At 37.0% G+C, this 12431-nt stretch carries 9 protein-coding genes and 1 pseudogene; 3 read left to right on the top strand and 7 right to left on the bottom strand.

Annotated elements, in window-relative coordinates; all coding sequences use genetic code 11:
• Positions 1–53 precede the first annotated feature (53 nt).
• Positions 54–1544: a transglycosylase domain-containing protein gene (locus tag HMPREF9145_RS01955; RefSeq protein WP_021824783.1), complete on the top strand. Its 1491-nt coding sequence runs from the start codon at positions 54–56 to the stop codon at positions 1542–1544.
• On the top strand, positions 1535–2098 hold the full coding sequence (locus HMPREF9145_RS01960) for a hypothetical protein (RefSeq protein ID WP_021824716.1): 564 nt from the start codon (positions 1535–1537) through the stop codon (positions 2096–2098). Before HMPREF9145_RS01955 ends, HMPREF9145_RS01960 begins: the two co-directional genes overlap by 10 nt.
• Before the next feature lie 825 nt (positions 2099–2923).
• Here the strand turns inward: HMPREF9145_RS01960 and HMPREF9145_RS01965 are convergent.
• Positions 2924–3628, bottom strand: a complete 705-nt coding sequence (locus HMPREF9145_RS01965; protein WP_021824652.1) for a TetR/AcrR family transcriptional regulator — start codon at positions 3626–3628, stop codon at positions 2924–2926.
• Positions 3629–3820: pseudogene (locus HMPREF9145_RS13895) on the bottom strand (aminotransferase class I/II-fold pyridoxal phosphate-dependent enzyme); the annotation flags it as partial.
• 555 nt (positions 3821–4375) lie between these two features.
• Here HMPREF9145_RS13895 and HMPREF9145_RS01970 point away from each other — a divergent pair.
• Complete coding sequence (locus HMPREF9145_RS01970) at positions 4376–6637, top strand: outer membrane beta-barrel family protein (protein ID WP_021824641.1); 2262 nt, start codon at positions 4376–4378, stop codon at positions 6635–6637.
• A gap of 124 nt (positions 6638–6761) precedes the next feature.
• Here HMPREF9145_RS01970 and HMPREF9145_RS13360 read toward each other — a convergent pair whose 3' ends face one another.
• The 5 genes from HMPREF9145_RS13360 to HMPREF9145_RS01990 form a co-directional block, all read right to left on the bottom strand.
• Complete coding sequence (locus HMPREF9145_RS13360) at positions 6762–7034, bottom strand: hypothetical protein (RefSeq protein WP_155945254.1); 273 nt, start codon at positions 7032–7034, stop codon at positions 6762–6764.
• Positions 7035–7832: 798 nt separating this feature from the next.
• On the bottom strand, positions 7833–8822 hold the full coding sequence (locus HMPREF9145_RS01975) for a hypothetical protein (protein ID WP_021824789.1): 990 nt from the start codon (positions 8820–8822) through the stop codon (positions 7833–7835).
• A gap of 21 nt (positions 8823–8843) precedes the next feature.
• Positions 8844–10208 carry a BT_3987 domain-containing protein gene (locus tag HMPREF9145_RS01980; RefSeq protein WP_021824549.1) on the bottom strand — a complete coding sequence of 455 codons (1365 nt, stop codon included), beginning with the start codon at positions 10206–10208 and terminating at the stop codon, positions 8844–8846.
• An 18-nt stretch (positions 10209–10226) separates the two neighbouring features.
• Entirely contained in the window at positions 10227–11372 is a 1146-nt protein-coding gene (locus HMPREF9145_RS01985) for a DUF1735 and LamG domain-containing protein (protein WP_021824604.1), read from the bottom strand.
• Between the two features lie 5 nt (positions 11373–11377).
• Positions 11378–12421, bottom strand: coding sequence for a glycoside hydrolase family 18 (locus HMPREF9145_RS01990; protein ID WP_021824704.1), 1044 nt, complete (start codon positions 12419–12421; stop codon positions 11378–11380).
• Between the last annotated feature and the right edge of the window lie 10 nt (positions 12422–12431).

The following is a 12431-nucleotide window of genomic DNA, read 5'->3' on the forward strand; positions in this document are numbered from 1 at the left end:
TAATAACAGAAAGCTTATCCCTTAAATTTTTAGGATTTATTTATAATTAGAAGATGGATGATTTTGACGGTTTTGTGATTTACTCAAAAAAAGATGGGAGTTTCATTCCTTTTGGAGTTACTTCTAGCAATAGCGAATGCCATGCTATATCAAATTATATTCCATCCTCAATAAAAGAAGCTCTTATAGAGATTGAGGATGTTCGCTTTTTTAAACATAGAGGTATTGATATCAAAGCAATTTTAAGAGCTTTAATTGTTAATATAATCGTTGGGCGTATTGTTCAAGGTGGTAGTACTATTACACAACAACTTGCAAGAAATTTACTTAAAGATAACAGTAAAACCATCTTTAGAAAACTCAAAGAGTCTACTTTAGCTCTTAAGTTAGAAAGAAAGTATTCGAAAGAAGAGATTTTAAATCTGTATTTTAATCATATTTACTTTGGAAAGAATCTTCGCGGTATAAGATCTGCTGGGCTTTATTATTTTCAGAAAGAAGTCAATCAACTATCACACGCTCAACTTCTTTTCTTAATTACCATCTTAAGAGGACCAAATTTTTATTCTCAGAATCTCGAACAAACAAAAAGGAGATATTTGTTTATAAGTAAAAAATTGACGACCTTGAATGTTATTTCAAACGGCAAGTTTGACAAATTGATCAAAAATTATCCCCAAATATTCTGTAATCAGTTAGTTATTGTTAGACCAGCATCACTTCCTTTTATTGTGGAAAGGGTAGACGATAAAGCCAAAACGTTATTTTCCAGCATAAATACAGAAATTCAAGCTCTTGTTGTAAAAAATGTAAGGGAATCAAAATACCCAATATCGATCATTGCTATTAGAGATAAAAAAGTTGTAGCATTCTCAAGTTCTTATGGAACTGATTATGCTTTTACAAACAAAACAAATGTAGGCTCCACGTTAAAGCCATTTATATATTGTTTCTTGAGAGAACAGGGCATTAATAAGTATGAAGTATTTCCAACTACATATAATAATCTGAATTGGGACGTTAGAGAAGCTTCTTCCTTTAAAGGTTGTCTCTCAATAGATGATGCCTTATATTTCTCTAATAACAATGTATTTATTAATGCTTCGGGGAAAGTTGGTGTAGAAAAGGTACTTAAATATCTATCAGAGCTCTTGGATAAACCTCTTTCTTCATTTACATTGTCAAGTTTATTAGGAGCTACAGAAAATGGGATCTCTTTATATGAACTCTGCTTTGTATACTCTACCTTTTTTTCTCAAGATATAAACGACGGTATTAAATCTGACTGCCTCAAAATTCTTAATAATGTCTTTAGAGACAAACTGAATATAGATATTAATAACGTATTTTTAAAGACAGGAACTACCAATAATAATACTGAAAGATTCGCTGTTTTTGGTAACACGGAACTTACATTTGCAGTTCTAAGAAATGAAAATCCAATGAATGATTACTCTAAAGATGGAGGATTTATTTATGAAATCAAGAAAATATTCTCTAGTATGTTTAATCTGCAGAAAAAAGGGACAAGAGAATGGATATAGTTACTAAAATACAAGAATCAAGTCCGGAATTAACTACTCTAGTATTTTCTTCCATTATTGTATTTATAACATGGCTTATAAAAACGCTTATAGAAAAGCCTATAGAAAATTCTAGAAACACATTTGTAAAATACTTTGAAAAAAGGGTTCAGATTCTTTCTGAACTTAATGCTAATCTTCATTTCATAGCCTACTTCCCCCTAAATACAGAATTCAAAGAAAATCTGCAAAAGATATTACTTGATGGACTTAAATCTGCCTATATAAGCAAGGAAATATTTGACAATACAACAAGAATCGCAATTGATGAAACGACTAATGAGGAACTGACATTAAAAACAATTAAAAGGATTGAAAATGAACTTGAGGCGTTAGTTTCTAAGATTAGGCAAGAAAATGAATTTTATTACAAATACACAGATATAAGGCCTGTCAATAGAATATTTAAAGTGCTTATGCTATTTCTGATGTATCTGGTTGCTGCGACAATAATATTTTCTTTATTATTATTAATAGGCTATCTGGTTCAGAAAATAGTAACAGCAAACAATTAAACTAATGAGATTAAAACTGCTTAGTTCACAATAAAAATATGTTACATGGTTATAGAAGTGAATAAAATTCAAAAGAAAGTCGTTCTCTTGCAGAACACGGTAAAAGGAAGAGAGGAGTTGGATAAAAAACTTTTTCAGTGGGCTTCTATTAACTTCTGATTCTCCGCCTCATGTCCACAAGATAAACTTTTCGGAGGATAGAATTAGAGGAAATGTATCGCACGGAAATTCCCTAACGAAGTACGGAAAAAGTCTATTTGAGACTATACTATACAAGAGACGTTTTACGGAAGAGGTTTGTGAAATTCACATAATCAAGGATGAGAAGAAATGACCATACCTGACTATCAACGGACTTCTCATTTCCGACTGGTGCTAACGGAAATGGAAATAGCTCATCAATCGTAAACGCTTGCGACGACTGTAAAACCGTAAAGCCTTCTTTTCATTGTTAGATTTCTTCTCGACAAAATTTTAAGAAGAAAGTCACACAAGAACGCTTACTTTTCCTCGTAAATTAATACCTTTGCAAGTAAAATAGTGAGCGTTCTTTGGTTATTCAAAATATTGTGTATCAGTGTACTTCACTCATTTCTAAATCGTTACCTATACGACCTGCATTTTATTACAGAGCCTTGTCCTTTAAGCACTTGTACCGAAATCATATTTTTCTATAGGGCCACTTTGCATGATTACAACAGGGCCAGCTTAAATGAGCCAAAGGGGGGGAGCACTTTAGATGAGTATTTCCAATATAGTTTCTATAATAAGAAAATTCCCAATTATCACGCTGGATAAGTGGGGAATCTCTTTGAACTGTATCGTTTAATCCAAACACTTTTTTATGATTTCATCGCTGATGCCATTTTCTTTCATTCTTTCAGCAACTACTTTTTTATAATTATTTACTTCATGGTAGTGGAATATCATGTGTCCAAGTTCCTCTAAGGCATTTTCTATACGCTTTCTGCCTTGTTCCGTATTCAAGTCAATGTCTGAGAATTTGGAACGCTCTCTGTGAAGGTTGAGATAATAAATGCCACCGATTATCAGGGATGATATGGCGGATATATCAATACCAGTGTCCTTGAATTTCTCCTCATAGATATTGACAAGAGATAAAGTGTGCATTTCCCTGAGCATGGCCGTACGGACTGTGATCTCATTTCCTTCAGCAATCTCCCAGCGTAACAGTTCCAACATCGCTGATTTATCTTGAAGTGCTTTCTGTACATCCTTGAAAATACTGATATAGCCCAATTCTGAATCTGTAGGAAATTGAACACCAGTTAAGATATCCTTAAACCAATAGTCGTATCTCTTAACGAATTCATCATAAAATTCGCTAAGATTATCATATCTGTTATAGAAAACAAGCGGCTCTATTCTGGCTTTTTTAATGAGTTCTGTCACCAACATTGATGCAAAGCCTTTTTTCTTGATCAGACTTTCTGCTGCCTTGATAATGTCTGCCTGTATATCGACGTTTGTCCTTCTGTATCTTTTGGGTTTATTTTCTTCTTCTGCCATCTAAAAAGGAATTGATTTTCTGATTTCCAAAAGAGCAGTCACTAATTGCTCTAATTGTTCTATCTCGTGAGAAGCCAATACTCTAACTCTAAGCCGTGCTTCTTTGGTTCTTACCGCAGGATATGTGATACCGCTTACAAAGATACATCTTTTTTGTAATTCACGTGCTATTTTATACATTTTTCTATTATCATCCTGTTAGCTTGAGTTGCATTTATCCTCGCGCTATATTTCAGTGGGATTTATATTATTTAGGATCTTCATTCCTAATACTCGTCGGAAATATATGCAGAGGTCTCATTTTCTTAATCTTCTTTTTGCATCTTGACTAAAACCTCCATCCTTGCTATGCTACAATAACTCTTACAGCCGAACCTATCTATCTGATTAATGTAGCTTTTGGAGGAAAGTCTCGCTTGATAACTTTCCATCCGGGGTCATCTCAATATTCTCCAATAAAAAGTATATAGGTAAATATAAATAGTATATGAAATTTATAAATAGAATTAATAATAATATAATTTTAGATACTACTATTTAAGTTCTGTCGGATAGCAAAAAAAATAGCAAGAATAAAACTATTTTTTTGTTTTAAACAATATAAATTTGTATATTTGCAGCGTCAAAAAGATAATGAATAGACATGATTATTGAATAGACTTTAATGTACAAAGTAAAGCAATGTTGTCAATATGAAGATGGAATGAGGTCTTTTTTGAAACATTCGCTTTTATAAAATTGTGTAATATGGGAAAATTATTAACTATTTTGATGTTGTTGCTATTATCTGTAAGATTGTCAGCACAAGAGATAAACGGAAGGGTGGTTGACGAGAAGGGTGAACCACTTGCATTTGTAAATGTGGTGCTGCTTTCAAGGCAAGATTCCTCGCTGGTGAAAGGAACGATGACACGTGAGGATGGCACCTTCACGATAGAGCCCTCTGGCAGTGGAGGTATCGTGAAGTTTTCGTTTATTGGCTATCAGACAGTTTATAGAGATTGCAACGAGCGAGAGATGGGTACCATACGCATGAAGATGGATGCCACGGAGTTGAGCGGTGTTATAGTGAAAGGGAAAAGAACTACAATAAAAGTAGGATTGAACAAGATAACGGTGGATGTGGCACATTCATATTTGCAATATATGGGCAAGGTGATCGACGTACTGGGAAGGATTCCTGGTTTGACCTCCGACTTGCAGTTGTTGGAGGGTGGGACGCCCACGTTTGTACTGAACGGAAGACCTGTAGACATGGCGGAACTGAAAGTTATTCCTGCATCGGAAATAAATAAGATAGTGGTAGACTCCAACCCAAATGCAGAATATAGTGCCAGCAATAATGGAGTTGTGTATATCACCACCAAATCGGCATTGGGGAACACACTCTCTTCGGAAATAAGCAATACGTCTGTCTTTGCTAGAGACTATATGAATATAGCGAATGTGACCATCAACGAGAAATATAAGAAGGTGAGCAATATTCTTACGGCAGGGTTCTCGTATGTGAACACAACGCAGATAGACAATACTACCGAGACTGTGTTCCTGCCACAAAAGACTATAGAGAGTGCAAAAGAAAGACATACGCATGGGAATGCCCGGCAGTTCGACTGGTTCTATTCTATGAACTGGGATATCAGCCGACAGCAGTTGTTCAGCTTCCAATATACAGGTAATGTAGGTAACACCCATCTCAACGAACCTACTAGGCAGACGATGGATGGAAACGACATGGCTTTCGGTCAAAAGAAACGAGGAACCGACTTTCTGCACAGTGTCAGCGTGAACTACAGGAACGAAATAGACTCCACACGTACTCTATCATTCATTGCCGATTATGCGCTACGCCGCTCCGATGAGAAAGGATTGGCTGCCACTGTTCCTGCTGTTGCTACAGAAAGTGAAGGAAAATATCATATCGGTGGTGCACGCCTATCATACAATAGCCACCGCAAGTGGGCCGATGTGTCGATGGGACTTTTCTTCTCGGCCATGAGCAACAAGGGTAACTATGCCTACAATACAGATGCAGAGGCGTACGATGCTCACGAGAGCCTATATGGTGCATACTTGTCACTATCGAGACAAATTAAGAACTTTCATCTGCAAGGTGGCTTGAGAATGGAAGCTGACCATCGAAAGCTGGAGACCGACGTATCAGGAGCGTTTGCAGACTCTACAGAATGGAGACTGTTCCCTAATTTGGTAGTTACGAGGAGACTGACTGCTAAGTCATCGGTGGGTCTATCTGTGGGGCAGACCATTGGGCGCCCGTCGTTTGCCAATTTGAATCCTGGGCTTTATTATTATGATGCCATCTCATATAAGGTAGGCAATCCGCAGTTGAAGCCAAATGTTACCACTAACGTGAAACTAAGCTACAACTATGGCGATTTGTCCACCTCGATAGCTTATAATAGAAATCATGATAAAATAGTGGAACTCCCTTTATGGACAGAGACATCAGTTGACAATAAGAATATAAAGTGGATGCCTGTGAACTTCAATAAGGCAGAGAATATTGTGGCTACTGTTATTTATAACTATTCGCTCGGTCCTGTTCGAGGTGACGTAACAGGTTCGTTTACCCAACCTTTTGTCAAGGCAAACTATCTAGGAGAAGAACATTCGTGGAACAAGGCATCCTGGTATGTTGATGCGAATGCGCAGTGGGCATTGAATAACCATTCGTTAGTTGTATTTAATGCTTCTTTCGACAGTGGAGGTACAAGCACGTTGTTCGATCATAAGAGTTCGTGGACTATGAATCTTGCCTACATACTTCGCCTGATGAAGGATAGGCTGAACGTCACAGTTGCAGCTAATGACATATTCCATACCGACAGGTCGAACAACTGGACAATGAAATACAATAATATACGGACAACGATGAATACCAGCGGTGATACCCAACGCCTGATAGTGAAATTGAGTTACAATTTTGGTAAGTTGAAACTCGACAGCAGTAAGAAAATCGCTTCTAAGGAATTCTTAAATAGATTATAACTAATATGGCTTTTCCTCTTTCCCTCTTATGTTCTCATGTTGAGGAGTTGGTTCTAACTCTCTTTCTTCCACCAATTCTATCCAGTCAAGTCTTTTGGTAAGAATATTGGCTATTGATAGATAGTTATACACACTTTCGCCATGCGCGGAAACTCCAAACCATTCGGGAAACGACTTTCGCCATGCGCGGAAACGTCAAACCATTCGGGAAACGACTTTCGCCATGCGCGGAAACGTCAAACCTTTCGGGAAATGATTTTCGCCAGCCGCGGAAACTCCAAACCATTTGGGAAATGATTTTCGCCGGCCGCGGAAACTCCAAACCATTTGGGAAACGACTTTCGCCAAGCGCGGAAACTCTAAACTTTTTGCGGAATGATTTGCGGGAGGCCCGCAAGCACCAAATCTTTTAAAAAGTGATTTGCGGGAGGCCCGCAAGCACCAAAACCTTTAAAAAGTGATTTGCGGGAGGCCCGCAAGCATCAAATCCTTTAAAAAGCGATTTGCGGGAGGCCCGCAAACGTCAAAACCTTTAAAAAGTGATTTGCGGGAGGCCCGCAAGCCCCAAAACCTTTAAAAAGTGATTTGTGGGAGGCCCGCAAGTATCAAATCCTTTAAAAAGTGATTTGCGGGAGGCCCGCAAGCTTCAAAACCTTTAAAAAGTGATTTGCGGGAAGCTCGCAAGCAACAAAATCTTTAAAAAGTGAGTTGCGGGAAGCCATATAGGCGCGTAAGATTCATTAAAAATACGAAGATACTTCATGATGGTTGTACGGGAAATACCAAGTGTGGTAGATATGGAACGTGAGCCATATCCTGAGCCGTAAAGGCCAAACACTTGACGAAGTTTTCAAGCGTGAATGAAGCAGAAGTAAAGGCTTTTGCAACACTTCTGTTTAATCCTCTACTCAATGAAGTATCAAAGATAGCTAAGACAAAAGAAGAGTGCCAGTAGCTAACAGATTATATGATGGCTATGTGGAATAAATCATTGAATAGTGTAATTTCAACTATGTCAAGGGTCTAATCTTTTATACTTCCCTCATCTTATGATACGATTTTAATTGTGTTAACCATGTGAGGAGTCTTTCTTACAAGGCATAATCTCATACTTTGATTTCATTCAAGAAAAAAGACTTATTCCCTAACATATAATGGGGAATAAGCCTTTTTAGATATTTTGTTGTTTATACTTTTATTGTTTAGGTAGACAGAAATAGCCACGATAAAGTCGTTTATTTTTTATGACGGAGACAATTCCCCACACGTTGGTGCCATCATTTTTAATGATCTCAACTTTTGCGGGGGCATAGTGGGTTATTTCTCCATACCATTGTGGGCAGGCGTCTACTCTTGCATTCTCATATACGCCAACAGACTCATCTCCATCGAAGAAAATGCGAATAAATCTATAATCAGAATACTCATAACCAACTCGGTTTTCTGTTCCTACTTTGTGATTGAATGCTGTGAGATAATTATAACGCTCAGGTGTCCATTGCTGTAAGTCTTCATCCCAGAAAACGCGTTTGACATCACTATTCATGATTTCTTGTTTTTCTTCGTCTGTGAATGGGATGTCTGTTTCGTTTACTGTTACTTTTACCTGAGCTGTAAGCCCTGCTGCATCTGTAATCTTGATAGTGGTTTCACCTGTATGAATGCCACGGATATGTACGATAGAGTCTTGTTGTATTGTTACAAACTTTACCACATTTTCATCTCCGCTTTCAACTTCGTAATCTCCATTACCTTTTTTTATGATGATAGTCTTATCACTTAAGTCATGACCGAGAAGTTTCTTGATATTAATCTCATTCGTATCAAGAACGATTGAAGTGTACATGGATTTTACAACTATACGTTTATAGTTATCTGCATCATCAGATAGGATAAATGCTGTAAAACCTTGTTTAAAGCTTTTGATATTGATATTATCTTTATTGATGGTTGCAACAGCTATTTCTGGAGCTTCATTGATAACCTTATAGTTTCCACCACCATTAATGATTTTGGTTGAGGTTTCTTCACCTACAGGAACCATCAGCGTGTCAGATTCTAATTTCAGTTCTGTTTCTTTTGTTGTAATATCCTTCGGATTAACTTCAGGGGTGTTACTGCAAGCGGAGAATCCGCTTGCAAGTAACAATGAAATTAATGATGAATATATTAATCGTGTTTTCATCTTTGTTTATTCTTTAAATGTCTACCAATCTTTTCTATATACACCTGTTTGCAAAACGTTTTCCCCATAGAATGCTTGCGCAACTCGATTGAGAACATAATTTGGAGTACGTTTCGGGTCTAAGCCAAACACCATTGTTCCACCATAGCCATTAGCTTTAATTCTCATGTATACACTTGAAGATGAAGCATATCCACGGGCACATTCAATGGAGCCTAAGATCATGCCACTTTTAGGCATACCCGGATAATTACTGCTCAGGTCGGAAGTCCCACCATAATCATGGATCCCATAGTCAACAAATTCTCCTGGTTGATGGCCATCGACACTATAGAGAGAACCTGTTCCACTATATACATAAACCTCGACAAGTTTATTGGGCATAGCTTTTTTCACCTCATAACACAGTCTTGAAGCATTATTACCAGAAACAAATCCAGGATAATTTCCTCTGCTTGAATACTCATCATCAAAGAATACGCCATCAAGGTTGTAGGCTTCAACCTTTGCTTTGAGTTCTTGTGCGAAATGCTTGCAACCTTCATCAGAAAGATTTGTTATTGCCGCACGATCGTGGTTACCCAATATGCCCAAAATAACTTTCATGCCTTTCTGTTGTAAAGGTTCTAAATACTTCTCTTTGTATTGCAGCACATGAGATATATTTTCATTGTTGTAATTATAAACTTCTTGTGTTTCTAAGTTATAGTTGATATTTCCAGAAAACAAGATAACTTGATCAAAGAGATATTTGCCAGATTGTTCTAATGTGAAACAGAGGTTATAGAGTGGGTTAGTGTCGTTGATTTCCATACAGCTGATTACTTGTAGCCCATTATCTTTATGACAATTAGGCATTTTTGTAATGTCTTGTACGAATAAAATAAACTCACCTTTCTCTTTCGACACATTGTCATGTGTTCCTTTTAGGCGTAATGGAATAGCATAGATTCCATTTTTTTCTAATTCTGCAGCAGTAGTGTACTTCACATTGATAGGTTCAGATGTGTTGTTCCCCGCTTCAATAATGGCCTTTTCTTCAATTGTAACCAGGTTGTTTGGTAAGGCTTGATATCGTGTTTTGTGTTTTGTATTGTAGCTTTCAAGGACAGAAGCGTCATATGAAACAGAATACTCTTGTTTATCTTTCGAGGGAGCTGTTAGGTTTACATAAAACTTTGTAGCCCCTTCAACATTAAATAATAAGGAATCACGCAAGCTAACTCCATACTTATCTGTAAGGAAAGCTAATGGTTTTTCAGGATTATTGTAGCCTGATTCGTCAACACCATTCACATCAATGGTATTAGAACATGCTATTGATAAGCCAGCAATCGCAACACAAATAAAAGTTGCTTTGATGACAGATAGATATTTATTTTTCATTATAATCAGTATTAAAAGTTATTTAGCTGCTGGTAATGAAACATTCTTCCATGAGAGCGTATGATTTGCTTTCAAATCATTTCCATTGCCAGAATAATCTTTTATGACGAGTGATGAATTATCATCAAATTTCCAATAAGCAACCAATCCCGTTGTTGTTGGGTCTACATTATATATATGAGAGGCAATTTCTTCCTGGGTTCTTACCACGTCCCATACTCTAACTTCGGATATACAGCCCTTCAAATCACGGGTATCGTCATAAGATTTTCCTATAAGGAAATTACGATCATAGCCATTACCTTCTAAGTTAATATTGATACTTCTGTCTTCTTCATACATCAATTTACCATTGATATATACTTTTAGAGTCTGATCATCTCCATCATACGTTAATGCCACATGTTGCCATGTGTTTGTTTGGAGTTGTAGTTTGCTGTCTGTAAAGTTGGAATAAGAAGTTGCAATCTGAATTTGATTAGGGGGCAGGCCTGCATCACCTATACGCATAAGGAATTTGCCTTCTATTCCCATAATCGTAGAGATAAGTTTGTCTAATTCCCGAGGATAGACAAGAGCTTCCATGGTTAGTTTATTCATGTGATCAATACGACCTGAAGTTTTCCATGGATAAATTTCCAAATAGTTTCCCTCTATGTCGCCAACAACATTGATTAAGGCACCCGCCTTGAACACATAGTAGTATTCTTTGGCTGAGGATAACAGGTCTATGTCAGTAGTGCGGACACTGATTGGTAGAACATAGACTTTAGAACGATCTAATCCTCCAAGATTTTGGAACTGAATAGCTGCCTCACTACTTTTTACCGAGCCTTTATTGATAGTCATCTGTGATTCTGATATTTTATAACAGCTGTCGGGAAGTAGTTCTGCTGATGTATAATACTTCTTGTTATATAGTTCTAACAATGTGCCGTCATAAGTAATGGCTGCATGAATATCTTTCTCTGTCGGGCGTGCAGTTTTGATAGAAATTGTCTTTACAAGCGTCCCGATGCTTCCTTTTACAATGGTTTCTGAAGTCATTCCCTTGGCATCTATAAAAGCCTTGTTGGAGAAATTATCTTCATCATTGTTCTGACAGGCCACAGTCAAAATAAGAATTGTAGCCCATAGAGGGATAAACTTAAATATATTTTTCATCATTTTTATATTTTAACGATTGGGTTCATTATAGAGATAGCTTCTCTTATCGTAGGATATGCAAACCTTACATGATAGTAATCATTATTGGCATTGTCAATGGCTAACCCTATAATCTGATAATCTGTGTGTTGTTGAGCAGCGAGTTTTGCTGTACCTAAAACTGAAAGAGATTTACCCCAATAGCCAGTCTTCGTATCTGTTTTGTCTTTTGAATACATGGATACTAACGGAATTATCTTATTGTTTGGTACACCTTCTACAACAGCTTTATTGATAGAATACACAATGTCACTTGCGCTCGTAGATGCTTGGCAAGGGATTATAATATATTCACATAGGTCGAATACACTTTTGTCGTCAACATTTTGGGGCTTCCCAGCAAGAGCTAAGACCTTTTCTGGATGGCGTTGTTTCCAGTCTTTTGCTATACCGAGGAAGATATTCTCTAATGTGCGTTGAGCAGTCTTCTCTTTTTCTGTCATATAGAGCTTTGTCTTAGCATAGAAAGTCATAACAACCCCATCATAATTAAATGTACTACACAATTTTAAGCGCTTCTGAACTTTATCGACTAAATAGGTTCTGAAATCCAAATTAAAAATCTTTCCAGCATTATCTGGATTATCTTCGAAAGCTTCTTTTTCTGCATCATAATCCTCTTTGATTCTTATGAAGTTTATTTCAAAGAGTGTATGGATGCCTTTCTTTTCTTTTATCTCTTTCATTTCAGAAAGTTCTCTATCATTGAGATTCTCAGGTAAGGTAAGAACCAAATAGTCTAAACTGTCGGGGACTGCTATAATATTCTGACCTTGTGAAGCAGGGGTCTTCTCACTATTGTCAAACCATCCAAGTACAATCTTGTGTTTCCCACTTTTATATGTGCGTAAGGCTGAGAGATATCGTGCATATAACTCGGGATTTTGATTCGAAATACCTGGTGTTTTGACTTTAACGGGCTCGTAATCTGTGTCACAACTCTCCATGGAGAAAGCCATGAGCAGTGTGCTAATTCCGAAAATGATATGTTGAATATAATATTTCATAATTTTCTCA

Origin of the sequence: Segatella salivae F0493, assembly GCF_000477535.1 — a bacterium.
GTDB lineage: Bacteria > Bacteroidota > Bacteroidia > Bacteroidales > Bacteroidaceae > Prevotella > Prevotella salivae.

Excerpts from the sequence above, each read along its gene's own strand:
- HMPREF9145_RS01955 (WP_021824783.1), top strand. The coding sequence starts at position 54 with ATGGATGATTTTGACGGTTTTGTGATTTACTCAAAAAAAGATGGGAGT.
- HMPREF9145_RS01960 (WP_021824716.1), top strand. The coding sequence starts at position 1,535 with ATGGATATAGTTACTAAAATACAAGAATCAAGTCCGGAATTAACTACT.
- HMPREF9145_RS01965 (WP_021824652.1), bottom strand. The coding sequence starts at position 3,628 with ATGGCAGAAGAAGAAAATAAACCCAAAAGATACAGAAGGACAAACGTC.
- HMPREF9145_RS01970 (WP_021824641.1), top strand. The coding sequence starts at position 4,376 with ATGGGAAAATTATTAACTATTTTGATGTTGTTGCTATTATCTGTAAGA.
- HMPREF9145_RS01975 (WP_021824789.1), bottom strand. The coding sequence starts at position 8,822 with ATGAAAACACGATTAATATATTCATCATTAATTTCATTGTTACTTGCA.
- HMPREF9145_RS01980 (WP_021824549.1), bottom strand. The coding sequence starts at position 10,208 with ATGAAAAATAAATATCTATCTGTCATCAAAGCAACTTTTATTTGTGTT.
- HMPREF9145_RS01985 (WP_021824604.1), bottom strand. The coding sequence starts at position 11,372 with ATGAAAAATATATTTAAGTTTATCCCTCTATGGGCTACAATTCTTATT.
- HMPREF9145_RS01990 (WP_021824704.1), bottom strand. The coding sequence starts at position 12,421 with ATGAAATATTATATTCAACATATCATTTTCGGAATTAGCACACTGCTC.